Origin of the sequence: Thioclava indica (genome assembly GCF_000714545.1) — a bacterium.
Classification (GTDB): domain Bacteria; phylum Pseudomonadota; class Alphaproteobacteria; order Rhodobacterales; family Rhodobacteraceae; genus Thioclava; species Thioclava indica.
The window spans coordinates 12,161-38,875 of the sequence record NZ_AUNB01000022.1; the positions used below are offsets into that span (position 1 = coordinate 12,161).

General features: G+C 60.0%; 27 protein-coding genes. 13 read left to right on the forward strand and 14 right to left on the reverse strand.

The window, feature by feature from the left end; genetic code table 11:
• Window positions 1–63: 63 nt before the first annotated feature.
• From leuS to DT23_RS08330, 4 genes are read left to right on the forward strand one after another with little or no spacing between them, the layout of a single operon-like run.
• Complete coding sequence (leuS, locus tag DT23_RS08315) at window positions 64–2,682, forward strand: leucine--tRNA ligase (RefSeq protein WP_038130439.1); 2,619 nt, start codon at window positions 64–66, stop codon at window positions 2,680–2,682.
• The gene (lptE, locus tag DT23_RS08320; RefSeq protein ID WP_038130373.1) at window positions 2,669–3,163 is read left to right on the forward strand and encodes an LPS assembly lipoprotein LptE; all 495 of its coding nucleotides are present in this window, start codon (window positions 2,669–2,671) and stop codon (window positions 3,161–3,163) included. The genes leuS and lptE overlap by 14 nt, the downstream gene beginning before the upstream one ends.
• Window positions 3,160–4,182, forward strand: a complete 1,023-nt coding sequence (gene holA / locus DT23_RS08325) for a DNA polymerase III subunit delta (RefSeq protein ID WP_038130374.1) — start codon at window positions 3,160–3,162, stop codon at window positions 4,180–4,182. The genes lptE and holA overlap by 4 nt, the downstream gene beginning before the upstream one ends.
• Window positions 4,179–5,360 (forward strand): TIGR03862 family flavoprotein, encoded by a 1,182-nt coding sequence (locus DT23_RS08330; RefSeq protein ID WP_038130376.1) that lies wholly within the window; start codon window positions 4,179–4,181, stop codon window positions 5,358–5,360. The genes holA and DT23_RS08330 overlap by 4 nt, the downstream gene beginning before the upstream one ends.
• Window positions 5,361–5,410: 50 nt before the next feature.
• Here DT23_RS08330 and DT23_RS08335 read toward each other — a convergent pair whose 3' ends face one another.
• Entirely contained in the window at window positions 5,411–6,274 is an 864-nt protein-coding gene (locus tag DT23_RS08335; protein ID WP_038130378.1) for an SDR family oxidoreductase, read from the reverse strand.
• Window positions 6,275–6,376: 102 nt separating this feature from the next.
• Here DT23_RS08335 and ade point away from each other — a divergent pair, with 102 nt between their 5' ends.
• From ade to DT23_RS08360, 5 genes are all read left to right on the forward strand, one after another.
• Window positions 6,377–8,179 carry an adenine deaminase gene (gene ade, locus DT23_RS08340; RefSeq protein ID WP_038130380.1) on the forward strand — a complete coding sequence of 601 codons (1,803 nt, stop codon included), beginning with the start codon at window positions 6,377–6,379 and terminating at the stop codon, window positions 8,177–8,179.
• Entirely contained in the window at window positions 8,176–9,651 is a 1,476-nt protein-coding gene (locus tag DT23_RS08345) for an AMP nucleosidase (protein WP_038130383.1), read from the forward strand. The genes ade and DT23_RS08345 overlap by 4 nt, the downstream gene beginning before the upstream one ends.
• Window positions 9,652–9,782: 131 nt before the next feature.
• The gene (locus tag DT23_RS08350) at window positions 9,783–10,070 is read left to right on the forward strand and encodes an HU family DNA-binding protein (RefSeq protein ID WP_038130385.1); all 288 of its coding nucleotides are present in this window, start codon (window positions 9,783–9,785) and stop codon (window positions 10,068–10,070) included.
• A 98-nt stretch (window positions 10,071–10,168) separates the two neighbouring features.
• The gene (locus DT23_RS08355) at window positions 10,169–11,044 is read left to right on the forward strand and encodes a DMT family transporter (protein WP_038130387.1); all 876 of its coding nucleotides are present in this window, start codon (window positions 10,169–10,171) and stop codon (window positions 11,042–11,044) included.
• Window positions 11,041–11,727: an NnrU family protein gene (locus DT23_RS08360; RefSeq protein WP_038130389.1), complete on the forward strand. Its 687-nt coding sequence runs from the start codon at window positions 11,041–11,043 to the stop codon at window positions 11,725–11,727. The genes DT23_RS08355 and DT23_RS08360 overlap by 4 nt, the downstream gene beginning before the upstream one ends.
• Here DT23_RS08360 and DT23_RS08365 read toward each other — a convergent pair.
• From DT23_RS08365 to dapD, 3 genes are all read right to left on the reverse strand, one after another.
• A complete protein-coding gene (locus DT23_RS08365; protein ID WP_038130390.1) occupies window positions 11,724–12,992 on the reverse strand; it encodes a lytic murein transglycosylase in 1,269 nt (422 codons plus the stop codon). The two genes, DT23_RS08360 and DT23_RS08365, sit on opposite strands and share 4 nt — an antisense overlap.
• A gap of 81 nt (window positions 12,993–13,073) precedes the next feature.
• Window positions 13,074–13,439 (reverse strand): hypothetical protein, encoded by a 366-nt coding sequence (locus tag DT23_RS08370; protein WP_038130391.1) that lies wholly within the window; start codon window positions 13,437–13,439, stop codon window positions 13,074–13,076.
• On the reverse strand, window positions 13,439–14,266 hold the full coding sequence (gene dapD / locus DT23_RS08375) for a 2,3,4,5-tetrahydropyridine-2,6-dicarboxylate N-succinyltransferase (protein ID WP_038130393.1): 828 nt from the start codon (window positions 14,264–14,266) through the stop codon (window positions 13,439–13,441). Before dapD ends, DT23_RS08370 begins: the two co-directional genes overlap by 1 nt.
• 82 nt (window positions 14,267–14,348) lie before the next feature.
• Between dapD and DT23_RS08380 the strand changes: the two genes are divergently transcribed.
• Window positions 14,349–15,173 carry an LOG family protein gene (locus DT23_RS08380; protein ID WP_038130395.1) on the forward strand — a complete coding sequence of 275 codons (825 nt, stop codon included), beginning with the start codon at window positions 14,349–14,351 and terminating at the stop codon, window positions 15,171–15,173.
• Between the two features lie 9 nt (window positions 15,174–15,182).
• Here DT23_RS08380 and rlmN read toward each other — a convergent pair whose 3' ends face one another.
• Window positions 15,183–16,364 carry a dual-specificity RNA methyltransferase RlmN gene (rlmN, locus tag DT23_RS08385; protein ID WP_038130398.1) on the reverse strand — a complete coding sequence of 394 codons (1,182 nt, stop codon included), beginning with the start codon at window positions 16,362–16,364 and terminating at the stop codon, window positions 15,183–15,185.
• 119 nt (window positions 16,365–16,483) lie between these two features.
• Window positions 16,484–16,996 carry an invasion associated locus B family protein gene (locus DT23_RS08390; RefSeq protein WP_051697149.1) on the reverse strand — a complete coding sequence of 171 codons (513 nt, stop codon included), beginning with the start codon at window positions 16,994–16,996 and terminating at the stop codon, window positions 16,484–16,486.
• Between the two features lie 174 nt (window positions 16,997–17,170).
• On the opposite strand from DT23_RS08390, the gene DT23_RS08395 reads away from it, so the two are divergent.
• Complete coding sequence (locus DT23_RS08395) at window positions 17,171–18,160, forward strand: asparaginase (protein ID WP_038130399.1); 990 nt, start codon at window positions 17,171–17,173, stop codon at window positions 18,158–18,160.
• A 3-nt stretch (window positions 18,161–18,163) separates the two neighbouring features.
• Here DT23_RS08395 and DT23_RS08400 read toward each other — a convergent pair whose 3' ends face one another.
• From DT23_RS08400 to DT23_RS08425, 6 genes are all read right to left on the reverse strand, one after another.
• Entirely contained in the window at window positions 18,164–18,982 is an 819-nt protein-coding gene (locus DT23_RS08400) for a DUF1217 domain-containing protein (protein WP_038130401.1), read from the reverse strand.
• Window positions 18,979–19,383, reverse strand: coding sequence for a flagellar biosynthesis repressor FlbT (flbT, locus tag DT23_RS08405; RefSeq protein WP_038130403.1), 405 nt, complete (start codon window positions 19,381–19,383; stop codon window positions 18,979–18,981). Before flbT ends, DT23_RS08400 begins: the two co-directional genes overlap by 4 nt.
• Window positions 19,380–19,757: a flagellar biosynthesis regulator FlaF gene (gene flaF, locus DT23_RS08410; protein WP_038130405.1), complete on the reverse strand. Its 378-nt coding sequence runs from the start codon at window positions 19,755–19,757 to the stop codon at window positions 19,380–19,382. The genes flbT and flaF overlap by 4 nt, the downstream gene beginning before the upstream one ends.
• Before the next feature lie 86 nt (window positions 19,758–19,843).
• Window positions 19,844–20,671: a flagellin N-terminal helical domain-containing protein gene (locus DT23_RS08415; protein ID WP_038130407.1), complete on the reverse strand. Its 828-nt coding sequence runs from the start codon at window positions 20,669–20,671 to the stop codon at window positions 19,844–19,846.
• Window positions 20,672–20,885: 214 nt separating this feature from the next.
• A complete protein-coding gene (locus DT23_RS08420) occupies window positions 20,886–21,236 on the reverse strand; it encodes a hypothetical protein (protein ID WP_156023891.1) in 351 nt (116 codons plus the stop codon).
• Window positions 21,217–21,516 carry a rod-binding protein gene (locus DT23_RS08425; RefSeq protein ID WP_038130411.1) on the reverse strand — a complete coding sequence of 100 codons (300 nt, stop codon included), beginning with the start codon at window positions 21,514–21,516 and terminating at the stop codon, window positions 21,217–21,219. The genes DT23_RS08420 and DT23_RS08425 overlap by 20 nt, the downstream gene beginning before the upstream one ends.
• Window positions 21,517–21,626: 110 nt before the next feature.
• Here DT23_RS08425 and DT23_RS18975 point away from each other — a divergent pair, with 110 nt between their 5' ends.
• Together DT23_RS18975 and DT23_RS08435 are read left to right on the forward strand one after the other, a co-directional pair.
• Window positions 21,627–23,753 (forward strand): flagellar hook-length control protein FliK, encoded by a 2,127-nt coding sequence (locus DT23_RS18975; protein WP_081847011.1) that lies wholly within the window; start codon window positions 21,627–21,629, stop codon window positions 23,751–23,753.
• A 9-nt stretch (window positions 23,754–23,762) separates the two neighbouring features.
• On the forward strand, window positions 23,763–24,425 hold the full coding sequence (locus tag DT23_RS08435; RefSeq protein WP_038130413.1) for a flagellar hook capping FlgD N-terminal domain-containing protein: 663 nt from the start codon (window positions 23,763–23,765) through the stop codon (window positions 24,423–24,425).
• Here the strand turns inward: DT23_RS08435 and ubiB are convergent.
• Both ubiB and ubiE read right to left on the reverse strand, forming a co-directional pair.
• Entirely contained in the window at window positions 24,422–25,951 is a 1,530-nt protein-coding gene (ubiB, locus tag DT23_RS08440; RefSeq protein ID WP_038130416.1) for a 2-polyprenylphenol 6-hydroxylase, read from the reverse strand. The genes DT23_RS08435 and ubiB overlap by 4 nt on opposite strands.
• Window positions 25,952–26,704, reverse strand: coding sequence for a bifunctional demethylmenaquinone methyltransferase/2-methoxy-6-polyprenyl-1,4-benzoquinol methylase UbiE (gene ubiE, locus DT23_RS08445; protein ID WP_038130418.1), 753 nt, complete (start codon window positions 26,702–26,704; stop codon window positions 25,952–25,954).
• Window positions 26,705–26,715: the final 11 nt, after the last annotated feature.

Sequence of the window (26,715 nt, forward strand, 5' to 3'; positions counted from 1 at the left end):
GGACCTTGCCCCCGCGCGCGGTGTAGCAAGCCTGCGCAGAATATGACCGATGAGGGCCAAGATATGTCGCGCTACGAACCAAGCCAAAGCGAAGCGAAATGGCAAAAAGCCTGGGACGCCGCACAGCTATTCGCCGCGCGCCACGATCCGGCCCGCCCGAAATATTATGTGCTCGAGATGTTCCCCTACCCGTCCGGGCGCATCCACATGGGCCATGTGCGCAACTACACGATGGGCGATGTGGTCGCGCGCTATAAGATGGCGCAGGGGTTTTCGGTGCTGCATCCGATGGGCTGGGATGCGTTCGGGATGCCGGCTGAAAACGCCGCGATGGAACGCGGCGGCCACCCCAAGGATTGGACCTACGGCAATATCGCCGACATGAAGGACCAGATGCGCCCGCTTGGGTTCTCGCTGGACTGGACGCGCGAATTTGCCACTTGTGACCCGGAATATTACGGCCAGCAGCAGGCGATGTTTATCGACATGCTAAGCGCGGGTCTGGTCTATCGCAAGAATGCGGTGGTGAACTGGGATCCGGTCGATATGACCGTGCTGGCAAACGAGCAGGTGATCGACGGCAAGGGCTGGCGGTCTGGCGCGGCTGTTGAGCGGCGCGAGTTGACGCAATGGTTCTTCAAGATCTCGGATTACTCCGAGGAATTGCTGGATGCGCTGGATGGCCTAAAGGATTGGCCGGAAAAGGTGCGCCTGATGCAGGCCAACTGGATCGGCAAGTCGCGCGGTCTGCAATTTGCGTTTTCCACCAAGGGCGCGCCCGACGGGTTTGAGGCGTTGGAAGTTTACACAACGCGCCCCGACACGCTGCTGGGCGCAAGTTTCGCCGCGATCTCGCCCGATCATCCGCTGGCGAAGCATCTGGAACGTCACAATCCCGCGATTGCTGACTTTGTCGCGAAATGCCGGGCCGGTGGCACCACCGAAGAAGCCATCGAGACCGCCGAGAAGCTGGGGATGGATACCGGCATCACCGTGCGCCACCCGCTCAACACCGAGGTCGAGCTGCCCGTCTGGATCGCGAATTTCATCCTGATGGATTACGGCACCGGCGCGATTTTCGGCTGCCCCGCTCATGACGCGCGCGATTTCGAATTCGCGACGAAATACGAGTTGCCCATTGTTCCGGTGTTTGAACCGCTTGAGGGCGACTATCCCGCCGCCGAATTTGTGCCGCTGAAATCCGAGAAGGTCCGCTACATCCGCGGATTCGCGGGCGACGAGGTGCAGACAGGCGAGCAAGGCGTGGCCACCGCCATCGCAATTTGCGAAGAAAACGGCATTGGCCAAGGCGTGACCAAGTTCCGCCTGCGCGACTGGGGCCTGTCGCGCCAACGCTATTGGGGCTGCCCGATTCCCGTGGTGCATTGTGACACTTGCGGCGTCGTGCCCGAGAAGAAAGAAAACCTGCCCGTCGAGCTACCCTACGATCAGGACGGCGCGCCGATTGATTTCTCGATTCCCGGCAACCCGCTGGATCGCCACCCAAGCTGGCGCGACTGCCCCTGCCCGAACTGCGGCGCACCTGCGCAACGCGAAACCGACACGATGGATACGTTCGTCGATTCGTCGTGGTATTACGCCCGCTTCACCTCGCCGCACGCGGCCACGCCGACCGATCTGACCGAGGCCGCCTATTGGATGAATGTCGATCAATATATCGGCGGCATCGAGCACGCGATCCTGCACCTGCTCTACTCGCGCTTCTTCGCCCGCGCGATGGCAAAAACCGGCCATCTGCCCCCCGAGGCAATCGAGCCGTTCAACGCGCTGTTCACACAGGGCATGGTCACGCATGAGATTTACATGCGCGAAGAGATTGCTCAAATAATAAGCGAAGGCGACACGCAACTTGATCCGCCCAAGACAATCAAGCGCAACGTCTACTTCCTGCCGGAAGAGGTAAACAAGACTGAAAATGGTGCATTTGAAATAGCTACCGGCGCCCCAATCGAAGTCATCCCCCCAACGAAAATGTCGAAATCCAAAAAGAACGTCGTCGATCCGATGAATATCATCGCCGCGTTTGGGGCCGATACCGCGCGTTTCTTCGTGATGTCCGACAGCCCGCCCGAGCGCGACGTCGAGTGGACGGCAGCGGGCGCTGAGGCCACATCGAAATTCCTCAACCGCGTGCACCGAATCGCGGATGAGATCGCCAGCTCCGACGCGCCCGCCGATGCGGCCGAGGATGCGGCGCTGCTCAAGGCGGCGCATAAGGCGATTGACGAAGTGACCCGTTCCATCGAGGGCTTCACCTTTAACAAGGCAGTCGCGGCGCTTTACGCGCTTAGCAACACGCTGTCGAAATCCAAGGCAGGTGCAGGTGCGAAACGAGATGCCATGCGCCTGATGGCGCAGTTGATGGCCCCGATGGTGCCCCATCTGGCCGAAGATGTCTGGCAAATGCTGGACGGTGAGGGCTTTGTGATCGCGGCGCAATGGCCCGTGGCGGACCCTGCGCTTCTGGTCGAAGACAGCGTGACGCTGCCCATTCAGGTCAACGGCAAGCGGCGCTCGGAATTGACCGTGCCGAAAGATATGCCCAAGGAAGAGGTTGAAAAGCTGGCGCTGGCGGATGAACATGTCATCAAGGCGTTGGCGGGTGGTCAGCCCAAGAAACTCATCGTCGTGCCGGGGCGCATCGTCAATGTGGTCATCTAATCGCAGAACCTTTTTGCTCACCGGCGGCGCTTTGGCGTTGACCGGCTGCGGCTTCACCCCGGCTTATGGCCCGCAAGGGGGGGCGGCGGCGTTGCTGAACGGTGTCGCGCCGGATGCGCCCGACAGCCCGGATGCGTTCGCGCTGGTGACGCAACTGCAAGAACGTCTCGGCCCGGCCAATCCCAAGCGCTACCGGCTGAGCTACGCGATCCAGACGACCGTAACGGGCCAAGGGATTGCGACCGATGACACCACGACGCGCTATCAGCTTAGCGGCACGGTCGACTACACCTTGCGCGACGCGACCAGCGATGCGGTTTTGCTGACAGGGCGGGTGAATTCCTTTACCTCTTGGTCGGCGACCGGCACCATTGTTGCCAGCCAATCCGCTGAACGAGACGCCCATACCCGCCTGATGACCATTCTCGCCGATCAGATCGTGACCCGTTTGCTGGCACAAGCCTCGAGCCTGCCGCAATGAAACTGGCCGGGGCCGCTGCGGCGCGCTATTTCGCCAAGCCCGATCCCGACCGCGCTGGCCTGCTGATCTATGGAAGCGATGCGATGCGCGTGGCCTTGCGCCGCCAAGAGGTGATCGCCGCATTGGTCGGTCCGCAAGGCGAAGAGGAAATGCGCCTCACCCGGATCGCAGGGGCCGATCTGCGCAAAGCGCCGTCCCTGCTACTGGATGCCATCAAAGAGGTCGGTTTTTTCCCCGGCCTGCGCGTCGCCTTTCTCGAAGATGCGACCGAAACCATGTCGGATGCGATCACCACCGCACTGTCGCAATGGCGCGAAGGCGATGCGCGTATCGTTGTCACTGCAGGGTCGCTGAACGCGAAATCAAAGCTGCGCAAAGCGTTTGAGGCCCATTCCAGCGCCTATGCCATTGGAATTTACGACGATCCGCCCTCGCGCGAAGAAATCGAGGATATTCTGCACCGTGCCGGTCTGCGTGAAATCGGAACCGAGGCGATGACCGATCTCGTAGCGCTATCGCGCGCGCTTGATCCCGGCGATTTCCGCCAGACGGTCGAAAAAATCTCGCTGTATAAATATGGCGACGACACCGCGCTGACCCCGGCTGATGTTGCCGCCTGCGCGCCCTCATCCGTTGAGGCCGGCGTGGATGATGTGCTCGAAATCGTGGCCGAGGGGCGCGCGCCTGAACTTGGCCCGGTGATCCAGCGGCTCGAAAGTCAGGGCGTGCAACCGGTGCTGCTGGCAATCATGGCGCTGCGTCATTTTCGTGCGCTGCACGCGGCGGCCTCGGACCCGCAAGGCCCCGGCTCGGGCATCGCGCGCATCCGTCCGCCGATCTTTGGTCCGCGTCGCGACAAGATGCAGCGGCAGGCGCAAAGCTGGGGCATGTTCAAACTGGAAACCGCGCTGAAAGATCTGGTCGAGGCCGATCTGACCCTGCGCTCCGCCTCGCGCGCGCCGCAAATGGCGGTGATCGAACGCACGTTGATGCGGCTGGCAATGTTGGCGCGACGATGAAAACGGCGCTGGTCATTGGCGGCGGCCCTGCGGGCATGATGGCAGCCGAGGAATTGGCACGCGCCGGGGCCGATGTGACCCTGATCGAGGCGAAACCCACCCTCGCGCGCAAATTCCTGATGGCGGGAAAATCGGGGCTGAACCTGACCAAACAGGAACCGCTTGAGGCGTTCTTGTCGCAGTATTCGCACCCGCAAATCGCCGCCATCGCCCGCGCATTCGGTCCCGATCAGATGCAACAGTTCGCGCGCGATTTGAACGTCGATCTGTTCACCGGCTCAACGGGGCGTGTCTTTCCCAAGGCCATGAAAGCCTCACCGATGCTGCGCGCGTGGATTGCGCGGCTCACGGAACTGGGCGTCACCATCCGCACGCGCTGGCGCTGGCAAGGGTTCGACGGCGCGGCGCTGGTCTTTGACACGCCGGACGGTCGCAAGACCTTAACCCCCAACGTCACCGTGCTGGCGCTTGGCGGGGCGAGTTGGCCGCGCCTTGGATCAGACGGTGCATGGCGGGACTGGCTGATGGCAAAGGGCGTCACGGTCACGCCCTTCCAGCCCGCGAATATGGGGTTTCAGATCGCATGGTCCGATCACATGGCGCCGCATCTGGGCCAGCCCGTCAAAGGCGCGGCACTGATCACGCCCGCAGGTCGCTCACGCGGGGAGTTTGTGCTGTCAAAGCGCGGTATCGAAGGCGGCGGCATCTATCAGATCTCATCAGAGCTACGCGCCGGCGCGCCGCTGCATCTTGATCTCGCACCAGATATCGACGCAGATACCCTCGCCCAGCGCCTTGCAGCAATTCCGGCCAAGCAAAGCCTGTCCAACCGCCTGCGGCGCGGCGCCAAGCTTGACCCGGTCAAACTGGCGCTCGCGATGGAATGGGGCCGCCCCTTGCCAAGCGATCCGCAGGCGCTGGCCGCTCAGCTGAAATCGCTGCCCGTGCCGCTTGGCCCGCCGCGCCCCTTGGCCGAGGCGATCTCCAGCGCCGGTGGCATTGCGTGGAACAGCCTCAACGATGACCTGGAACTCTCCACCCTGCCCGGTCTTTTCGCCGCCGGAGAGATGCTGGATTGGGAGGCTCCGACCGGAGGCTACCTGCTCACCGCCTGCCTCGCCTCGGGGCGTCATGCCGGACGCGCTGCGGCGCGCCGCCTCTTGTCTTCCCCTGATTGAAATATCCCGGGGTGAATGGCCGCAGGCCAGAGGGGCAGCGCCCCTCCCCTTCACGTTTCGCCACCCGTCTGATCCAAAAGCGCGCGCAGGCCAGCGCGATATGTCGGGTAGCGCAAGGTGACGCCCAGATCGCGTTTGATCTTGTCGTTTCGCACCCGCTTGCTCTCGGCATAAAAGCTGCGCGCCATCGGCGATAAATCCGCCGTTTCGAAATCGACAGCGGGCGGCAGCGGCAAACCGAGTAACTCCGCCGCAAAACCGATCACGTCTTGCGGCGGGGCTGGATCATCGTCGCAGACGTTATAGACCGCCCCCGGATCGGGCCGATCAATCGAGGCCAAAAGCACCTGCGCAATATCCGCGACATGGATACGCGAAAACACCTGCCCCGGCTTGATGATCCGCCGCGCGCTCCCGTCGCGCACCTTCTCGAACGGGCCGCGACCGGGACCATAGATCCCCGCGAGGCGAAAGGTGTGTAGCGGCAGACAATGGGCAGCAGCAAGCGCGCCCCATGCCGCCTCGGCCTCGACCCGCGCCTGCCCGCGCTTGGTTGACGGGGTCAGCGGCGTTGCCTCATCCACCCAGCCGCCCGCGTGATCGCCATAGGCTCCGATGGTCGAAAGGTAACCCACCCAATCAAGCTGCGGCGCGGCCTGTGCGATTTGCGCACCCGCCGCCGCCAGCACCGGATCGCCCTGCGGCCCCGGCGCGACCGAGGTCAGCAGATGGCTCACACCCTCTAGCGGCAAGGTGCCGCCTTCCCAGATCACCGGCTCCACCCCTTGTGCGCGCAAGCGTTCGGCCTTGTCAGCCGAGCGCGTCGTGCCGATCACCCGCCAGCCACGCGCCAGCAACAGCGGTGCGAGGGCCTGCGCGCTATAGCCATGTCCGATGGAAAGAAGCGTGGGCATGTCCGCCCCCCTTTGCCGTTTTGTCATCTGACCTAGGTAGAGCTTGCGTGAACGTATCACAACGTCTCTTGAACCTTCGCGCGGGCAATGACAGGCTGGGACATGGAGCTTAACAACAAAATCAAATCTTGGCCCGAGGCTGCTGCGCGCTTGATTGCCGTTGCCGCCGGGCGTGAGCCTGCCGACCTTGTGATCAAGGGCGGCAAATGGGTGAATGTGCATTCGCGTGAGGTGCTTGAGGGCTACGATATTGCCGTCGCCGAGGGGCGCTTTGCCGCCATCGCACCGGATCTGTCATCTGCCATCGGACCCGACACCGAGGTGATCGAGGCAAACGGGCGCTACATGGTGCCGGGCCTGTGCGATGCGCATATGCATATCGAATCTGGCATGCTGACACCGGCAGAATTTGCCGCCGCCGTGATCCCGCATGGCACGACGAGCATGTTCACCGACCCCCATGAGATCGCCAATGTGCTCGGCCTTGAGGGCGTCAGGATGATGCATGACGAGGCGCTGATGCAGCCCGTCAATATCTTTACCCAGATGCCGTCCTGCGCGCCCTCGGCCCCGGGGTTAGAGACGACGGGTTTCGAAATCACCCCCGAGGATGTCGCCGCCGCGATGCAATGGCCCGGTATCGTGGGCTTGGGCGAGATGATGAATTTCCCCGGCGTGGTGGCGGGCGATCCCAAGATGCTGGCCGAGATCGCCGCGACGCAGAACTCCGGTAAAACGGTGGGCGGGCATTACGCCTCGCCCGATTTGGGGGCGGCGTTTCGTGCCTATGTCGCGGGCGGTCCGGCGGATGATCACGAAGGCACCTGCGAGGCCGATGCGATTGCACGGGTGCGTCAGGGGATGCGCTCGATGATGCGGCTGGGCTCGGCGTGGTATGACGTGGAAACGCAGATCACGGCAGTCACTGAAAAGGGGCTTGATCCGCGCAACTTCATCCTTTGCACCGACGATTGTCATTCCGGCACGCTGGTGCATGACGGGCATATGAACCGCGTGTTTCGTCATGCGGTCGATTGCGGGGCCGAGCCGCTGGTCGCGCTGCAAATGTGCACGATCAACACCGCCACCCATTTCGGGCTAGAGCGGGAACTCGGTAGCATCACGCCGGGTCGGCGCGCCGATCTAATCCTGACCTCGGATCTGGCAACCCTGCCGGTCGAGCATGTGATCGCGCGCGGTAAAACGGTGGCGAAAGATGGCAAGTTGCTGGTGGAGTGTCCGCATTATGACTGGCCCGACAGCGCGCGCAACACGGTGCATCTGGGCAAAACGCTGACCGCCAGCGATTTCGAGATCACCGCCCCCGAAGGCGCGAACTCTGTCACCGCCCGCGTGATCGGGGTGGTGGAAAACCAAGCCCCCACGAAGGCGCTGACGGCAGAGCTGGATGTGACGGACGGCCTGGCCCAGCCCGATGCCGCCAAAGACATTGCCCAGATCGCGCTGGTCGAGCGCCACCAAGGCACCGGCGGCGTGACCAACGGGTTCGTCTCGGGCTTTGGCTATAAGGGTCGCATGGCGATGGGGTCGACCGTCGCACATGACAGCCACCACATGATCGTCGTGGGCACCGACCGCGAGATGATGGCCGCCTGCGCCAACGCTTTGGGCGAGATGGGCGGTGGCATTTCGGTCTGGAAAGACGGCGCCGAAATCGCCGCCGTGCCGCTGCCAATCGCGGGGCTGATGTCGGATGACCCAGCCGCCACCGTGGCCGAGCGCGCCGGAAAAATGGTGCAGGCAATGGCCGATTGCGGCTGCACCCTGAACAACGCTTACATGCAACATTCGCTGCTCGCGCTTGTCGTGATCCCCGAAATCCGAATCTCGGATCTGGGACTGGTCGACGTGACGCGCTTTGAACTAACGGAACTCTTTACATGAATGAACCCCTGACGACACTCAGCCCGGACGCGCGCGATCCAGAGCAATTCACCGATGCGGCGGCAGCCGTGAAGCGCCTTGAAGACCTGTATGAAGAGGCCACTGCCTTTTTGCTGGAGAAGTTTAACGACACGCTGGAATCCGGACGCGCAACGGCCCGCTTTCGCGCCTTCTATCCCGAAGTGCGTATTACCGTGCCCTCGCATGTCAAAAGCGACAATCGGCTGAGCTTTGGCCATGTCGCGGTGCCCGGCGTCTATACCGCGACGCTGACCCGGCCTGATTTGTTTCGCAATTATCTGACTCAGCAACTGGGTCTGCTGATGCGCAATCATGGCGTGCCGGTGCAAGTTGGGCCTTCAAATACGCCGATGCCGGTGCATTTCGCCGTCGCCGCGCATCCCGATGTGACCGTGCCCCAAGAAGGGGTGTTGGATTTCAGCCTGCGCGATGTGTTCGACGTGCCCGATCTGGCCTCGATGAACGATGATATCGTGAATGGCATGGCCGACCCGAACCCCGATGGCTCGGGGCATCTAGCACCGTTCACTGCCCAGCGCGTGGATTATTCGCTGGCCCGGCTGTCGCATTACACCGCCACCCATGCCGAGCATTTCCAGAACCACGTTCTGTTCACCAACTACCAGTTTTACGTTGATGAGTTCGAGGATGTCGCCCGTCAAATGCTGGCCGATCCGAAATCGGGCTATTCCAGTTTTGTCGCACCCGGCAATCAGGAAATCACCGACCCGCAAGACCAGATCCCGGGCCTCGCGAAGCTGCCGCAAATGCCAACCTACCACCTCAAGCGGCCCGATGGGCAGGGGATCACGCTGGTCAATATCGGCGTTGGCCCGTCCAATGCCAAAACCGCAACCGATCATATCGCGGTGCTGCGCCCGCATGCTTGGCTGATGGTCGGGCACTGCGCGGGCTTGCGCAATTCCCAAAGCTTGGGCGATTTCGTGCTGGCCCATGCCTATCTGCGCGAAGATCACGTGCTGGACGACGACCTGCCCGTTTGGGTGCCGATCCCGGCTTTGGCCGAGGTGCAAGTCGCGCTGCAAGAGGCCGTGGCCGAAGTAACAAAGCTGGAGGGCTATGATCTGAAAAAGATCATGCGCACCGGCACTGTGGCCACCATCGACAACCGCAACTGGGAGCTGCGCGATCAATCCGGTCCGGTGCATCGTCTGAGCCAGTCGCGCGCCATCGCGCTGGACATGGAAAGCGCGACGATCGCGGCAAACGGGTTTCGTTTTCGCGTTCCCTACGGCACGCTGCTGTGCGTTTCCGACAAACCGCTGCATGGCGAATTGAAGCTGCCCGGCATGGCGACCGAGTTCTATCGCTCGCAAGTGTCCAACCATCTGTTGATCGGCATCCGGGCGATGGAAAAGCTGCGCCAAATGCCCCTTGAGCGCATTCACAGTCGCAAATTGCGAAGTTTTGAGGAAACCGCCTTCCTGTAACGCAGGAAAATCCATGAAATAAGGCGAAAAGGTCTTGCCTTGCTGACTGAAAACGTGTCGAACATTGCCGACCAACCGCGTGATGCGGACGAAATTGACCCCGGCCAAGCGGGGCGAAGAGAGGATTGAATATGTCGAAACCGATGACCAAGACCCAGCTTGTGGCTGCACTCGCCGAAGCAATGGACGCCGACAAGAAAACCGCGTCGGCCGCGCTGGACGCAATGACCGACGTGATCACGAAAGAAGTCGCAGCAGGCGGCGCCGTGACGCTTCCGGGCATTGGCAAAGTCTACTGCCGCGAGCGTCCCGAGCGTATGGTGCGCAACCCCGCCACCGGTGAGCAAATGCAAAAGCCCGCCGACAAGCAAGTCAAGGTTACCGTGGCCAAAGCGCTTAAAGACAGCGTCAACGCCTGATCCCCTCTCGCTTGACGAGGGACACACGACAGACAGGGCCGCTCGCGCAATGACGCAGGCGGCCCTTTTCATTTCCGGCATCACGCTTTGGGGGACGTATGGATCTGCGCGCAATTGGAATGGGGCTGGCCTTTGCCCTGATGTGGTCGTCGGCGTTCACATCGACCCATATCATTGTGGCTCAAGCACCGCCCCTTGCCTCGCTGTCGTTCCGCTTTCTGATCTCGGGTGTGCTGGGCATCGTGCTGGCCCTTGCGCTGGGACAAAGCTGGCGGCTAAGCCGGGCCCAATGGCGCGCCACAATCCTGTTCGGGATCTGCCAGAACGCGCTGTATCTGGGCTTTAACTGGGTCGCGATGACGACGGTTGCGGCCTCGGTTGCCGCGATCATCGCCTCGACGATGCCGCTGATCGTAGGCGCATTGGGCTGGATCGTCTTCCGCGAGCGTCTCTCGCCCTTGGGGCTATTCGGGCTGATCGCGGGGTTTGCAGGCGTCGCGATTATCATGGGCGCGCGGCTGCAAGGCGGGGTTGACCCGCATGGGCTGATGCTGTGTGTGTTCGGTGCGCTGGCCCTTGCGGTGGCGACGCTGACCGTGCGCGGGGCGAGTTCCGGCGGGGGCGGTGTGTTGATGGTTGTGGGCTTGCAGATGTTGATCGGCGCTGCGGTGTTGGCCGTGGCCTCGGGGCTGGCCGAGACGATCTCGGTCGATGTTACGCCCAAGCTTGCGACCGCTTTTATCTACACGATCCTAGTGCCGGGGCTTGCCGCGACCTGGATCTGGTTTCAACTGGTCGGGCGGATCGGTGCGGTGCGTGCGGCGACCTTCCACTTCCTCACGCCGGTCTTTGGCGTGGCGATTGCGGCGGTCGTTCTGGGGGAGTCACTGGACTGGCATGACGCGCTGGGTGTGGCGGTGATCGCCGGGGGTATTCTGGCTGTGCAGCTTTCCAAACAAAAGGTGGTGCGATGAACGGCTGGGGTGAATTTATACTAGCGGGTTTTGCGTTTCTCGCCTCGCATGCGATCCCGTCGATGCCGCGCCTCAAGGGTGCATTGGTCGCATCTCTGGGTGCGCGCGGCTGGACGATTGCGTTTTCCACACTCTCCACCGTGCTGCTGTTCTGGCTGATCTTTGCTGCCGGACGCGCACCCTATGTCGAACTGTGGCCGCAAGACACGTGGGCGCGCTGGCTGGTCAATTTCGCGATGCCTTTGGCGATTTTGCTGGGCAGTTACGGGGTGGGTGCGCCCAATCCCTTCGCCTTTGAAGGGCGCGCCAGCGGGTTTGATCCCGCCCGTCCCGGCGTCGCAGGGCTGACCCGCCAGCCGCTGCTTTGGGCGATCCTGCTTTGGGCGGGCGCACATCTGATTGCCAATGGCGATCTCGCCCATGTTATCTTGTTCGGAGCGTTCACGCTGTTCACCGGCGCAGGGATGCGCGCGCTTGAGGCCCGCAAGCGCCGTGTCTGGGGTGCCCGCGAATGGCAACGCCTCAGCGCGCACACCGCGTTGATCCCCTTCGCCGCGCTGCTGTCCGGGCGCTGGCGGCCCAAAGCCCTGCCCTCGCCGCTGCGCCTGATCGTGGCGGTGGTGGTGTGGGGCGCGCTCTATTACCTGCACGCCCCCGTCATCGGTGTCAGCCCGCAGCCCTAGCGCAGGGTCTGCAACAGCTCCACGGTGGCATAGCCATCGGGCGCAAGCCCCTTGGCCTTCTGATAGGCTACGATCGCCTTGGCGGTGTTCGGCCCGATCTTGCCATCGGTGCCATCGGTATCATAGCCCGCCGCCGTCAGCCGTTCCTGCAGCTCGATCTTCTGCGGCGCGCTCAACGGCTTGCCGGTGCGCGGCCAGTCCCGCACAAACGGCCCCTTGCCCTTGATGCGATCCGCCAGATGCCCAACGCCGATCACATAGCTGTCGGCGGCGTTGTAACGCGAGATCGCCCGGAAATTCCCGAAGATCATGAAGGCAGGCCCTTTCGCCCCCGCAGGCACGAGGATCGAGGCGGCACCGTAATTCGCAATCGATCCGCCCGTCGCCGAGCGCACGCCCATTGCGGCCCATTGCGCAGGCGACTTTTTGGTGCCCTTGCCGGTCAGCCCGTAGTTGAAGCCCGAGGGCAAGATGACCTCAACGCCCCAAGGCTGCCCCTTCGACCAGCCCGAGCGTGCCAAGTAAGCCGCAGTTGACGCCAGCGCATCGGTCGGGTCATTCGACCAGATGTCACGCTTGCCATCGCCGGTGAAATCAACGGCATAAATCTCATACGAGGTCGGGATGAACTGCGTATGACCCATCGCACCGGCCCAAGATCCGGTCATGTGGCGTTCATCGACATCGCCCGACTGGATGATCTTGAGCGCGGCAATCAGCTGCTTGGCAAAGAACTCACCGCGCCGCCCGTCATACGCCAGCGTGGCCAGCGCGGGGATGACTGCGGTGGTGCCACGATGGGCGCCATAGCGGCTTTCCATGCCCCAGATCGCGACGACGACCTCTTTATCGACGCCGTATTTCTTTTCGATGGCGTTCAACTGCGAGCCATATTGACTTAGCATCTGTTTGCCGTTTGCGACCCGCTCAGGCGAAACGGCGCTATCAAGGTAATCCCAGATCGACTTGGTGAATTCCGATTGGTAGCGGTCGCGCTCAATCACCTTGGGATTATAGCGCACATCTGCCATCGCGCGGTTCCACGTCGCCTCGCTGATACCATTCGCCATCGCGCGCGATTTGAACCCGCGAAGCCACGCCTCAAAGCGCGCCTCGGTCGCGGGATCGGTGGCGGGGATCGCATCAGCCACGGGCGTTGCCCCTTTGGCCATCGGTCGCGGCGAGGATTCGGGCGGGCCTGCGCAGGCCGCCAGCCCGGAAAACGCCACGAAACTCAGAGGGATAAGATAGGAAAGGTTTGCCATGTTCTGCCCGAATGTTTGCCATTTCGAAGCAGTCTAACAGGCGCAGGGCGCGTTTCAACGGAACTCGTCGCGCCGGGCGGTTTATTGCAAAGGCTTTTTCTCATCGCCGTAATAAGGTGTCATCTGCGCGACGATCACCGAGTTTTCGGCCAAAGCGCGATCCATCAATTCGCGTTCCTCATCGGGAATCTCATGGCCCTGCTCTTCGCGCTCGGCAATCGTGCCGTAGCCCGTCACATCCAGCGGCGCCAGATCGGCCTGCTTGAGGATCGCCACGGTCTCGCGCACCGCCTCGGCCTCATCCACGCCACTCGCATAGCATAGCAACCCCGCGCCAGACGCGCCCTTGGGCAAGCCATCATTGGGCGCGCGGCCGACCTCGACCAGCAGGGTATAAACCTGCTGGCGTGAGGGTTTCTTGGCGGGTTTTTCCGACTTATCGGTCATCAGTCACGCAGCAGATCATTGATGCCGGTTTTCGAACGGGTCTGGGCATCAACGCGCTTCACGATCACCGCGCAATACAGGTTGATCCCGTTTTTCGACGGCATCGTGCCCGACACGACCACCGAATAGGGCGGCACTTCGCCATAGGTCACATTGCCGGTTTCGCGATCCACGATCTTGGTCGACTGGCCAATATACACGCCCATGCCCAGAACCGAGCCCTCGCGGATGATGCAGCCTTCGACCACTTCCGAACGCGCGCCGATAAAGCAGTTATCCTCGATGATCGTGGGGCCGGCCTGCATCGGCTCCAACACGCCGCCGATGCCAACGCCGCCCGAGAGGTGCACGTTCTTACCGATCTGCGCGCAGGATCCGACCGTCACCCAAGTATCCACCATCGTGCCGGTATCGACATAAGCGCCAAGGTTAACGAAAGACGGCATCAGCACCGCGCCCGGCGCGATATAGGCCGAGCGGCGCACGACCGCGTTGGGCACCGCGCGGAAGCCCGCAGACTTCCACTGGCTTTCGTCCCAACCGGCGAATTTGCTGTCGACCTTGTCATACCAGCTGCTGCCCTGCGGGCCGCCCGACTGCATTTCCATGTCTTTCAGACGAAAGCCCAGCAGAACCGCCTTTTTCGCCCATTGATTGACATGCCAATTGCCGTCTTCCTGCTTTTCAGCGACACGCAACTCGCCGCTATCCAGCGCGTTCAGCGTGTCTTCAATCGCGTCGCGCGTCGCGCCTTTGGTCGTGGGCGTGATTGTGTCGCGGGCTTCCCAAGCGGCTTCGATAGCCGTTTCCAGCGCGGCGTTGGACATGTCGGTCTTCCTCTTTCAGGTGGCCTTTATCGAGATCACGCTATAGTTGGTCAAAGCCCAACGCGCAATGAGCAGGACACCCATGAAAGACGATCCGACGCACCCGTTCCGCCGCTCGCATGAAGATGCGAAGACCGCCAAAAGCATCCCCGACACCCCCCAGACCCGCGCACCCGCCTATCGGCTGGCCTATACGGATGTCGATTTCATGATGCGCGAAGAGTTGCGCCCCGTGCGTTTGCAGCTTGAACTGCTCAAACCGCAATTGATCATGGACGAGCGCGGCATCGAATCGACCATCGTGATGTTTGGCGGCGCACGCATTCCCGCGCCCGCAAACAAGGACAGCGCCAAGACGCCCTATCTCGCCGAGCTGTCGCATTACTACGAAGAGGCGCGGCTTTTCGCCAAGGCGATGACCCAGCGCTCGATGCAGGAATATGGCCGGGAATTCGTGATCTGCACCGGCGGCGGCCCCGGCGTGATGGAGGCGGGCAATCGCGGCGCTCATGAGGCGGGTGGCCAGTCCATCGGGCTTAACATTGTGCTGCCCCACGAACAGGCCCCCAATGAGTTCGTGACTCCCGATCTATCCTTCAACTTCCACTATTTCGCGATCCGCAAGATGCATTTCCTGATGCGCGCCAAGGCGATCTGCGTCTTTCCGGGCGGTTTCGGCACGCTGGACGAAATGTTCGAGGCGCTGACACTGATCCAGACGAAGCGGATGGCGAAGATCCCCTTCATCCTGTTTGGTCGTGACTTTTGGTGCGAGATCATCAACTGGGAGCGGTTGAAAGAGGCAGGCACGATCTCGCCCGAAGATCTGGACCTGGTGAGCTTTGTCGAAACCGCCGAGGAAGCCGTGGCTGTGATCGACGGTTGGGATTACGAAAACTGCTCCTGAGGCGGGGGCTTATAGCCCCGCCTCGGCCGCGATCTCGGCGCGCGACTTGCGCGACCGCTCGGTTGCGGATTTTAGCTGGCCACAGGCGGCCATGATATCCTCGCCGCGCGGGGTGCGGATCGGGCTGGCGTAACCGGCCTTGTAGATGATGTCGGCAAAGCTCTCGATGCGCTGATAGTCCGAGCGTTCATACGGCGCGCCGGGCCATTCGTTGAACGGGATCAGGTTGATCTTGGCGGGGATCCCCTTGATCAGCTTGACCAAGCGGTGCGCATCTTCGTCGCTGTCGTTAACCCCTTTGAGCATCACATATTCAAACGTGATCCGTTCGGAGTTGGACAGGCGGGGATATTCGCGCAGCGTATTCAGCAGCGTCTCGATGTTCCAACGCTTGTTGATCGGAACCAAGCGGTCGCGCACCTCGTCGGTGGTTGCATGGAAAGACACCGCCAGAAGGCAGCCGATTTCCTCGGCGGTTTTGGCAATCTCTGGCACCACACCTGACGTGGACAGCGTGATGCGACGGCGCGACAATGTCAGCCCCTCGTTATCCATCACGACCTGCATCGCGTCGCGCACGTTCTCGAAATTATACAGCGGCTCGCCCATGCCCATCAGCACGACATTACTGATCAAACGCGTCTCGTTCTTGGGGGTATTTTGCTCGGGCCACTCCCCCAGATCATCGCGTGCGACCATCACCTGACCGACGATTTCGCCCGCCGTCAGATTGCGCACAAGCTTTTGCGTGCCCGTGTGACAGAACGAACAGGTCAGCGTGCAACCGACCTGACTGGAAATGCATAGGGTGCCGCGCGAGTCTTCGGGGATATAAACCGCCTCGACCTCATGCCCGCCCGCGATGCGCAGCAGATATTTGCGCGTCCCGTCATTCGAGACCTGTTTCGTGACGATCTCGGGCAGAGTGATTTCAAACTTTTCCGCCAACATCGCACGGTAATCTTTGGCGAGATTGGTCATCAAAGCAAAGTCGCGCACGCCCCAATGATATATCCATTGCCAGATCTGCCCCAGCCGCATTTTCGCCTGCTTTTCGGGCGTTCCCGCTTCGATCAATGCATCGCGCAATTGCGCACGCGTTAAGCCGACAAGATTGATCTTGCCGCCCTCGGGCAATTTGCGCGGGATGGTGTGCACGTCTTGCGTGATCGGTGCGTTGGGCTGGGTCATGGCGCGTTTCCTTGAAATCAAGGGCCTCATATAGGGGATTCGTGCTCACGCGTGTAGCGGAAATCAAAAAAATAACGCCCCGACCAGCGGTCAGGGCGCATCGAACCGTTTCGCAACGCTTACTTACAGCGCGTCGCGGCCTCGTCTGTTGCAGCGGTAAAGCCCATCAACGAGAATGTATCTTTGGTCTGCGTGCCCCGGCCCGAACGACCGGTGAGTGTCACATCGCTACCCGCTTTAAGCGCGGCGATCACTTTGGCATCGTCAGCCGGCGATCCGGCCCACGCGCCTTCGCCATCGGTGAAGAGCGTGAATTTATTTCCACCCACATCCAGCTCGACGGTCGAACCCGACGCGAAAGGATATCCGCCACGGAACGAAATTTCGGGCGCTTTGCCGGGGCGATAGGTCACAAAAAGCAAGATGTCGCCACGGCGCACTTGCACGACTTTGCCCCCCTTGGTGTTAACCGTTTTCTTCGGCTTCGACACGCCCCAACACTCCTTGGGATTGTCGTCGACGAAGACACTCCAATCAGTCTCAGCCGCAACGCGGTTGGTGCTTTCCTGTGCAACCGCGCTATGCGTCACCCCAAACGTGAGCCCAATTACGGTCACGACCCGCAGACACATATTTTTCATGCTTACAGCCTCCAGCTGCCATTTGCCTCTACATCGCCCGGGCTGATCACCCTTTTCTTGCTGGCGGATGCGTTTTCCACTCGATAACACCTGTTTAACCGATAAATGCCTAGAGGGAAAACCCCTGGTTGGCGAGAAATCGCGCATAGGATGAGGAGTGTGAAGATGACAGCGGCACCGATGATCGAATTTTGGCGCGGAGGGATGCTGGAATCCTTTCACTCGGGTCACGCTGTCGTCTTTGGGCCCGACGGTATCGAAGCGGCTTGGGGCGATCCGGAAGCCGTGATTTTCCCCCGCTCCTCTGTGAAAATGATCCAAGCCTTGCCCTTGGTCGAGAGCGGTGCGGCGGACGCTGCGGGGTTGAGCGAACGCCAACTGGCCTTCGCCTGCGCCAGCCATTCCGGCGCGGCTTTGCATCGCGATGCGGCGGCCGAGTGGCTGTCAGGTTTGGGTATGCACGAGGAAGACCTGCGCTGTGGCGTCCACATGCCCTGGGACGCCGAGGAAAAGACGCGGCTTGTCTGTTCGCATGAAGCGCCCTGTCAGCTGCATAACAATTGTTCAGGCAAGCATGTCGGGTTTCTCACGCTGAACCGGCATTTACGCGGCGGCTCGGAATATGTCGAGGTGACGCATCCACTCCAGCAAACGATCAAAACGGTGTTTGAGGAAGTGACGGATGTGACCTCTCCCGGGTTCGGGATTGACGGTTGTTCCGCGCCAAATTTCGCAACGACTGTGACCGGATTGGCACGCGCGATGCAGCTATTCGCAGCCGCCAACCCCGAGGGTTCAACACGAGAACGCGCCGCCGCCCGCCTGACCCAAGCGATGGCGACCTTCCCTGAAATGGTTGCCAATGACGGGCGCGCCTGCACGGAATTGATGCGTGCAATGGGGGGCAAGGTGGCGGTGAAAACCGGTGCCGAAGCGGTGTATATTGCGATTCTACCCGAACAAAAGCGCGGCATCGCCCTCAAGATTGTGGATGGGGCGACGCGCGCCGCGGAAGCCGCAATTACGGCATTGCTGATCCGGCAGGGCGTATTGGATCGCAATCATCCGACTGTAGAAACTTGGCTCACCGGCGCGCAGAAAAACTGGCGCGGGATCGTGACTGGGGAAATCCGACTTGCGCCGGGATTTGGCTGATTGCTAGAGCAGCAGCGACAGGCTCCCGCTTGAAGTGTTTTGCAGCAATGTTAGGGCCGCATCGCCTGAGCTGATTGAGCTGGTCGTGCTGAGTTGCGAGCGCAGCAAAAAGTCGCGCGTGAGCTTTTCAAGCTTGTCGGTATTGCTGAATTGTGCCGGATCGGTGGAGCCATAAAGCTGCTTGGATTTGGCTGAATACATGCGCACTTGCGCGTCTACATCCAGCGAACCAACACTACTTGGTAGGCCAAGCGCGGTTTGAAAAACGCTACTCATCGTCGACGACCCGATAATGGTGTACCATTTTGTTGTCTCGGAATTGGTTTTGGCTGCGAGTTCGGGCAAATCGCGCTGCAACGCCAACGCAAGACGCATGTCATTGTCGCTATTCCCCACCGCAATTTCGAATTGCCGCGTTTCATATTGCGCCAAGATTTCGTCTGGGAAATCCGATAGCGTGGAGCGAGGGATAGTATAGTCGCCAAACCCGAAAGCTTGGGTCAACGCCAGATAGGTCTTGTCTGACAGCTTATTCGCAAGCGAGTCGGCATCGAGAGACCCTTCATCAAGAACTTTGCGAATGAAGAATTTATTGTCGATATCATCGTCCAAACCGAACGCGCCCAGAGCAACTGTCAAGAGCCGGCGGTCGTCCACCAGCTCTTGCGCAGTCGTTATTGAGCCGATCTTTTCGCGAAAATAATCTTCGTTGCCCTGAATATCGCTTGAGGCGGAAAACGCTGTTTGTTGCTTCTCCATCGTACGATTGAGAAAACTCCACCCGGCGAAGCCCGTGAACGGAACGATCGGCTGATAACTCATTGTGGATGAGCGGCTAGAAGCCGCGCCTCCCGTGGCAAAAGACTGCGCAGGAATTTCAACGCCTGATAGGTCTGCCCTTCCAGTACCGCGTGGCTGGCCGCGTTCAACTGCGCGCGACTGTCAAAATCGGTCAGCACGTGGCTTAACTGTTCGATGCCGCGCAGAAGCTGCATTTTGGCGTCCTCTGGCTCTGCGTCCCCCGATAACACGAGCTGCGCGATATAGCAGACGCGCCGCACCGGGGTATTCACCTCTTCAGGGTGGATCGCATCGCGCAGCCGCAGAATGTGCGCGTTGGGTGTCATGATCGCAAGCCGCGAGCGTCGCTCGCCATTTTCGATCACAGCGCCATTGATCAGCACCCGCTCTTTGGGAGCGAGTTTAAGTACGAGACCGCTCATGCCGCGCTCCCTTCTTGACGCAACCCGCGCATAATCGACGTGTTGATTTCGATCAAAATATCAACGGAGGCATCCCCTGCCAGCACTTTACGGCTATGCGTCTGCGTGAATTTATTGAGATAAAACAAACGCGCGCGCAGATCATTGGGCAATTCGTTTTCAGGATCGGCAACATCGGATGCAAGCACCGTCCAGAGCTTACGGTTGTCATAAACCGCAGTTGCAAGGGCTGGAAATTGCGTCTTTCCTGCTTCGGCGGCTTGTTTCAGCCGCCTTGTGATACGCGCAAACACTTCGAATTCGGTGCCACGCGCGGTACGCGCGGGTTGTTCGGGGTTTGCATAGGCCGTTTTGGCCAAAGTTGTAGCGAACACGGGAAATCCTTCCTGTGACTGAAGCCATCAGATCGCGGCTTTGCCGCGGCGAAAGGGGGCGCCGAATTCGGCGCCCCGATTTTTTATTAACGGAACAGCGACAGGATGTTCTGCGGTTGCTGGTTGGCAATTGACAGCGCCTGAATACCCAACTGCTGCTGGGTTTGAAGCGCTTGCAAACGTGCCGACGCCTCTTCCATATCGGCATCAACGAGCGAGCCGATACCGCTCGTCATCGCATCCGTTATCTTGCCCACAAAGGTGCTCTGGTTGTTCAGACGGGCAGCCGAAGCGCCCAAGGCAGCTGCACCATCCACAGCCGTCTGAATGTGAGTCTCAATCGCCGCAAGCGACGTGTTCGCAGCAGTCGCATCGGACACGTCGATGTTGGACAGGTCAAGATTCGCTTCGAAGTCAACCGATGCGACAGCGATGAACTTTGCGCTCACACTATTGTCGGCAGCACGATCAAGTGATGAGAGAACGTTGATACCTGCCGTTCCCTCCGTGTTCAGAAGGTTGGATCCGTTGAATTGCGAACCGCTAATGATTGATGTGACCTGACTCGTAAGCTGAGTCACCTCAGCCGTGAGTTTAGTGTGGTCAACATTCGTCCCCGTAGCCGATACGATTTTCTCCTTAACTTGCTGAAGAAGATCAGTGATCTGCTCTGCGCCGTCCACTGCAACGGCCACCGTCGATTCACCCAGTGCCAACGAATCCGAAATGGCATTGAAACCGCCGACATCCGATTCCATCACCTTAGAGATGGCCCAGATGGCCGCGTTGTCTTTTGCCCCGGCGATCGATTTGCCGGTCGAGATTTCCGACTGTGTGCCCGCCAGATTAGAGTTGATGCCTTTGAGAGTTTGCAGGGCAACCATGGCACTGCTGTTCGTCAGAATGCTGGACATATCATATTCCTAAATTTTTGGCGCTTTACGCCAGATTTTCCAAACCGTCTTTGAAACGGCGCTCATGTCATTCTGACCTTTGCGCAGCGATTTATCGCGACGCGCCATCACATGTGATGCAGGGACTAGATTGCACAACTTCCCCTAATGAATTGTTAAGGCCGGCGCTGTGGCCGGCCTTAAATCGATAGAATTTTCGTTAATGATTAATGGCTTATACACGATGCTCTAGCGAGCCATCGCCGCGCCGGATCGGTTTCATCTTTCCGGATTTATCATAAGCATTGAACCCTTTGGAGGCGCTTAGAATGGCTTTCAAACGCCGCTGCGCTGCGCGCACGCCCTGTAATGCGGCCCCCAGCAGGCGATGATTTTCGGCAGCGATGCCCTTTAACTCCGCAAGACGAGTCGGGTCAGACCCAGCCAACTCCGCGATCAAAATTTCCTTACGATTCGCCATCTCTATTAGGGTCGAAAAATCGCCCGCACGAATCGTATCTCTCTCAAGACGCAGCAAATCGATCAGCTCCGCCGTCTTGTCACTTTCAGTTTCGTACATTTTCATCCTCTCGCGCTTTCATCGCCTCAAAAATTGTTTCCGCCAAACCGATTCCACCTGCCTCGGCCATAAGTTGCGACTGCTCCTGACGCAGGAATGAGGCAAATTGCTCTTCGCCCACGCCCCCGCTGAACGCGCCCTCCATCTCTCCAAGACCGGCGTGTTTCAGCATCTCGGCCAGAAAATTCGCCTCAAGTTTGGTCGCAGCCGCGCGCATCGCCTCCTCGTGTTTTGTCTGAGAGAGCTGTGGCGCACCACTGAGTGGGATCGACGGTGTCGGGGTCATGGATTGCTCCAATTGATGCGAATTTTTTTGAATGTGCCATGTCGGGGTAAAGAATCAGTAACTCTCTGCTGACATGTTGAGATAGCCGCAGACAGAAAGTCGTGAGGATCATGATTCCAATTGCCACCAAAGACATGCTGACAGTGAAAGCCGCGCCGTCGAATCGAGATGTCAGCGTGGCATTGACGCAAACGGCCTCGCCCGAAATGCATTTCTCTCTCGAGTTTGAACTGAGAGGATCAACGCCAGGCGGGCGGCAAGGTCAGTCGGCAAACGCGGTGGAACACCATGCGGCTGGCACGGCCAGTGACATTGGGGGTGCGCTCAATTCTACAGAGCAACGCATTCACGCATTTGCTCAGGCATCGAATTCAACTTCCGCAGAGGAAAGCGATCTGTCGTCCCAAGATTGGGACTCCTTCACGGGCAAGCTAAGTTCCGACGATACGTCATTGCAGGATCCAGCCGCCCAGATGCCGCTAGAGCATACATTGTCCAACCTTGCACCGCATACTGGCGAGGGTGACGTAGCAGACGCCACGCAAACGCAATCGCTACGTCAGATGCCACCACACGATCCGGCTCAAACGACCTTCCCGCTTACCAACGTGGAAACGTCCACGTCTCACCCAAGCCCCCCTGCAATAATGCTAGCGCGTGCGGCAGTACCGTTCGAAACAGCATATTCCTCAATATCCACCGCGAGCGCATGGCCTGCTGAAGGTAGAACGACACACAATAACGAGGCTACCGGGCAGCAAGGCGCGCTAGAGACGGCTCATCCAGCCATTCAACAGTCGGGGAAAGCGATCACGTCGCTCGACCCGGAACAAACTGTCGGGCGCCAGCGGCAGCAGACGGCGGTGGGTGACCTCTTAGAGGCTCAAGCCGTAGGAACCAAACCCGAATCGACGACAAACGGGGGAGCGGTTACGCAAACACCGCTGAATACGATGCCCAATCACGCCGACAGCTCGACTCTCGGAAATGGCGCTGCCTCTGAGGCGCGGCTTGAGCAGAGCGTTTCACAGAAGCAGCTTTTATCGGGTGATCTTACGTCAGCCATTCAGAACCTACCCTCTAATAGCCTTGGCTTGCCGGGTGATCGGATGGTCGTGGCGGCGGAGCAACCGCCTATCGCCAATTTAACGCCGCCGGCCGCTGCCACCCTTAGCACGCAAACGCCGAAAGCCGAGCAACGCACCGCATCCTTGCCGCATGACACGCGCCACGTCATCGCTCACGCCGCGACGATCCAGCCTAATTCGGACGGGTCAAATGTGAACGCGGCTCAGGCACTTGGCGCGCACATACTGACGAGCCAGACCGATCACGGCACAACCACACAACCTGCGCCACAGCAGGGTGCCACGCCGCAATCTGATTCTGCGCCCCAGAGCGGGCTGACGAGCACACCAGTTCAGGTGAGCGCCATACGCAAAGTTGAAAGCGGGCCGATGAATGCGGTGTTTCTTGGATCACAATCGGGGCCAGAATCCGGCGACACCTCGATGCTTGAACCTACCCTGTCTCGTGATTTCTCTACGGCTGGTGAAACGCGTTCAGACGCACGGCTAGATCGACTTGCCACGTCATCTCCGCAGGCTTCTGGTTCGGATTTTCAGATGAGTACGACGGCCCCGCAAGCGGCGAGCACAATGCTATACAGCAATCCGCAAGCAGCCCTGAATCTCGCGGCGCGCATTCAAAATGACGAGGCTGGATTTGATCCGGGAGATGACATTTCCACCGATGCCGCAGTCGCGGCCCATGCCAGCACAGCAGCGCGTAGCGAGGCGCTGGGAAACATCGGTTCGACCGCCGCCACCATCGCCCAATCCGTCAGTCGTCAAATTGCGACTACAGTCGTTCAGATGGCCGATCAACCCGTAGAGATCGCGCTGTCTCCCGAAGAGTTGGGTAAGGTTCGTCTGGTTTTGCATGCATCAGAACACGGCATGGTCGTGACGGTGCAGGCTGAGCGACCCGAGACGCTTGATCTCATGCGGCGCAATATCGGTATGCTGGCAACCGACATGCGCGATCTGGGCTATAGCGAGCTGAGTTTCAGCTTCAGCGATCACCCCCAACAGCATTCCGGTCAGGCCGGATCAGACACCACGGCGCAGAGTCTCAATAGGGACGGACATCGCAACCTCGAGACCGCCGCACCCATTCTCACCCCGCCAAAGACCCCGCATGACGCAAATGCCTCCGGGCTTGATCTGCGCATCTAGGAGACCGCTATGACCACTATTTCCTCTCTCGCCGCGACCACGACAACCACAGCCCAAGCGAGCACCAGTTCAAATTCGGAAATCAGCGGCGATTTCGAAACGTTTCTGACGATGCTGACTGCGCAGTTGAAAAACCAAGATCCTTTGAATCCGGTTGATAGCACCGATTACGCCACGCAATTGGCGACGTTTTCGGGGGTCGAGCAGCAGGTGAAAACCAACGATCTGTTGCAAACACTCGCCGCGCAACTCGGGGCTTCGGGTATGTCGGAATTGGCGGGATGGGTCGGGATGGAGGCACGCACAGAAGCGCCTGCCTGGTTTGATGGAAGCACGCCCGTGACGCTGGCCCCCGCCCCCGTGCACGGCGCGGATCAGACTGTGCTGGTTGTGACAGATGCCAACGGCAACGCCGTTTCACGCGAAGCCATCTCGCCAACCAATGAGCAGCTATCGTGGGCGGGGCAGGACAGCTCTGGCGGCACGCTTCCAGAGGGACTCTATTCGTTCAGCCTCGAAAGCTACAATAGCGGAACCTTGATCGACACCAGCACGGTCGAAACCTATGGCCGCATCACCGAGGCGCAAGGCAGCGCAGATGGCACGCAACTGATCCTAAGGGGCGGTGCGGTGATCGCAACCAGCGCCGTAAACGCCCTGCGCGAGGGTTAAAGAAGATCGCCCAAAATCACCCCGATCATGACAAGCCCTATCGCGCCGGCCCCCAGCAAGACATAGGGCCAACGGCGCGGGGTCGGTGGTGTGACAGCCGGTTCGGTTTGCCTGCGCAAACTCGCCTTGAGCAGATCGGGCAGTTCCGGCCCAAAGCGCGCAAGCACCTGAACCGTGCGGCGCAAATCGCGCAGCGCCGCGCGTGGCCCAAGGTTTTCGCGGATATACTTCTCGACAACGGGATGGGCCACTTCCCACATATTGATGCTCGGATGAAGCGACCGCGCCACGCCCTCAACCACAACCATCGTGCGCTGTAGCAAGATCAATTCGGTGCGGGTTTGCATCCCGAACCGCTCGGTTACCTCGAACAGATAAGCAAGCAGCCGCGCCATCGAGATATGCCCGGCATCCATCCCAAAGATCGGCTCGCCTACCGCGCGCAACGCCAGCGCGAAATCATCAACACTCTGATCGGCGGACACATACCCCGCCTCGAAATGAACCTCGGCGACACGGCGATAGTCGCGCTGGATGAAGCCCATCAGAATCTCGGCATAGACCCGGCGCGTGTATTCGTCGATCTGCCCCATGATGCCGAAATCATAAGCCAGAATATCGCCATTCGCGGCAACCTTGAGATTGCCGTGGTGCATATCCGCATGGAAGTACCCGTCGCGCAGCGCGTGGCTGAGAAACAGCTGCAACACATGTTCGCCCAGCGCTTGCGTGTCATGCCCGGCGGCGATCAGCCCCTCGCGATCCCCCATTGGCAGGCCTTCAGCCCAGTCCAGAACCATCACGCGCTTGGCCGAGAGATGCCAGATCGGCTGGGGCACTTTGAACCCCGGATCGCCTTTGGTATTAGCCCCGAATTGCGATGCAGCCGAGGCTTCAAGCCGTAAATCCAGCTCCCCCATCACGACCGATTCGAAATGCTTGATCACCTCGGTCGGGCGCAAGCGGCGCGATGATGGCGAAAGCCGCTCGATCATGGTGGCGACGAAATAAAACGCATCAATATCGCGAGTGAACGCGCGTTCGATCCCCGGGCGCAGCACTTTTACCGCGACCTGTTCCCCCGTATCGGCGCGGCGCGCAGAATGGACCTGCGCAATCGACGCCGCGGCAACAGGCTCGGAAAACTCCATGAACAATTCGTCAGCGGGCGCCCCCAGCTCTTCGGCGACCATCCGTTTCGCAATCGCACTGCCAAAGGGCGGCAGCTTGTCTTGCAGCACCCGCAATTGATCGGCCAGTTCTTCGCCCACAACATCAGGGCGCGTCGATAGAATCTGCCCGAATTTAATATAAGCGGGGCCAAGCGCCGTAATCGCCCGCGTCACCGGCGGCAGGGATTCGTCGCCCTTATAGCCAAGCCACGCAAACGGCCAGCTGATGCCATAGGCCAAGGCACGCAACCGGGGCGGCGCGTCCATCGCCTCAAGCGCCTGATGCATCGCCCGCGAACGCACGAATGTCGCGCCGGTGCGAATCAAGCGCCAGATATTATGCGGTCCGCGCATTTATAACTTCCAACCGGAATGCAGCGCCGCGATCCCAAGCGAGAGATTGCGATAGCTGACATTGCCGAAGCCAGCGGCGCGGATCATCGTCGCAAAGCTTTGCTGATCGGGGAAATTGCGGATCGATTCGACAAGATACTGATAGCTGTCACGATCCCCGGCCACGATCTCGCCCATCTTGGGAATGATGTTGAACGAATACAAATCATAGGCCTTCTGCATCATTTCATTCGGGATCTGACTGAATTCCAGCACCATCAGCCGCCCGCCCGGACGCAGCACGCGATACGCCTCGGCCAAGGCATCTGCGATGCGGGTCACATTTCGAATCCCGAAGGAAATCGTGTAAACATCAAAGCTATTATCAGCGAAGGGCAGCGCCATCGCATCGCCCACCACCCAATCAAGACTGTCGGCCATGCTCTCGGCCTCGGCGCGTTTGCGTCCTTCGATCAGCATTGGCTCGGTCATGTCGCAAACGGTGGCATGGGCCTGACCTGCGCGCTTCAAGAACCGAAACGCCACATCGCCTGTTCCGCCAGCAACATCAAGCAGTTGCTGGCCCGGACGTGGTGCCAGCCAATCCATCATCGCGTCTTTCCAAACGCGGTGAATTCCAACGCTCATCAGATCGTTCATAATGTCGTATTTCGAGGCCACACGCGAGAAAACGCCATGAACCATCCCGGCTTTGGCATCCTCATCCACCGTCTGAAAACCGAAATGCGTCGTCTTGAAGGTGTCTGCGCTCATGTTTTCGCTCT

Coding starts and splice junctions, on each gene's coding strand:
- leuS (WP_038130439.1), top strand. CDS start 64: ATGTCGCGCTACGAACCAAGCCAAAGCGAAGCGAAATGGCAAAAAGCC.
- lptE (WP_038130373.1), top strand. CDS start 2,669: ATGTGGTCATCTAATCGCAGAACCTTTTTGCTCACCGGCGGCGCTTTG.
- holA (WP_038130374.1), top strand. CDS start 3,160: ATGAAACTGGCCGGGGCCGCTGCGGCGCGCTATTTCGCCAAGCCCGAT.
- DT23_RS08330 (WP_038130376.1), top strand. CDS start 4,179: ATGAAAACGGCGCTGGTCATTGGCGGCGGCCCTGCGGGCATGATGGCA.
- DT23_RS08335 (WP_038130378.1), bottom strand. CDS start 6,274: ATGCCCACGCTTCTTTCCATCGGACATGGCTATAGCGCGCAGGCCCTC.
- ade (WP_038130380.1), top strand. CDS start 6,377: ATGGAGCTTAACAACAAAATCAAATCTTGGCCCGAGGCTGCTGCGCGC.
- DT23_RS08345 (WP_038130383.1), top strand. CDS start 8,176: ATGAATGAACCCCTGACGACACTCAGCCCGGACGCGCGCGATCCAGAG.
- DT23_RS08350 (WP_038130385.1), top strand. CDS start 9,783: ATGTCGAAACCGATGACCAAGACCCAGCTTGTGGCTGCACTCGCCGAA.
- DT23_RS08355 (WP_038130387.1), top strand. CDS start 10,169: ATGGATCTGCGCGCAATTGGAATGGGGCTGGCCTTTGCCCTGATGTGG.
- DT23_RS08360 (WP_038130389.1), top strand. CDS start 11,041: ATGAACGGCTGGGGTGAATTTATACTAGCGGGTTTTGCGTTTCTCGCC.
- DT23_RS08365 (WP_038130390.1), bottom strand. CDS start 12,992: ATGGCAAACCTTTCCTATCTTATCCCTCTGAGTTTCGTGGCGTTTTCC.
- DT23_RS08370 (WP_038130391.1), bottom strand. CDS start 13,439: ATGACCGATAAGTCGGAAAAACCCGCCAAGAAACCCTCACGCCAGCAG.
- dapD (WP_038130393.1), bottom strand. CDS start 14,266: ATGTCCAACGCCGCGCTGGAAACGGCTATCGAAGCCGCTTGGGAAGCC.
- DT23_RS08380 (WP_038130395.1), top strand. CDS start 14,349: ATGAAAGACGATCCGACGCACCCGTTCCGCCGCTCGCATGAAGATGCG.
- rlmN (WP_038130398.1), bottom strand. CDS start 16,364: ATGACCCAGCCCAACGCACCGATCACGCAAGACGTGCACACCATCCCG.
- DT23_RS08390 (WP_051697149.1), bottom strand. CDS start 16,996: ATGTGTCTGCGGGTCGTGACCGTAATTGGGCTCACGTTTGGGGTGACG.
- DT23_RS08395 (WP_038130399.1), top strand. CDS start 17,171: ATGACAGCGGCACCGATGATCGAATTTTGGCGCGGAGGGATGCTGGAA.
- DT23_RS08400 (WP_038130401.1), bottom strand. CDS start 18,982: ATGAGTTATCAGCCGATCGTTCCGTTCACGGGCTTCGCCGGGTGGAGT.
- flbT (WP_038130403.1), bottom strand. CDS start 19,383: ATGAGCGGTCTCGTACTTAAACTCGCTCCCAAAGAGCGGGTGCTGATC.
- DT23_RS08415 (WP_038130407.1), bottom strand. CDS start 20,671: ATGTCCAGCATTCTGACGAACAGCAGTGCCATGGTTGCCCTGCAAACT.
- DT23_RS08420 (WP_156023891.1), bottom strand. CDS start 21,236: ATGAAAATGTACGAAACTGAAAGTGACAAGACGGCGGAGCTGATCGAT.
- DT23_RS08425 (WP_038130411.1), bottom strand. CDS start 21,516: ATGACCCCGACACCGTCGATCCCACTCAGTGGTGCGCCACAGCTCTCT.
- DT23_RS18975 (WP_081847011.1), top strand. CDS start 21,627: ATGATTCCAATTGCCACCAAAGACATGCTGACAGTGAAAGCCGCGCCG.
- DT23_RS08435 (WP_038130413.1), top strand. CDS start 23,763: ATGACCACTATTTCCTCTCTCGCCGCGACCACGACAACCACAGCCCAA.
- ubiB (WP_038130416.1), bottom strand. CDS start 25,951: ATGCGCGGACCGCATAATATCTGGCGCTTGATTCGCACCGGCGCGACA.
- ubiE (WP_038130418.1), bottom strand. CDS start 26,704: ATGAGCGCAGACACCTTCAAGACGACGCATTTCGGTTTTCAGACGGTG.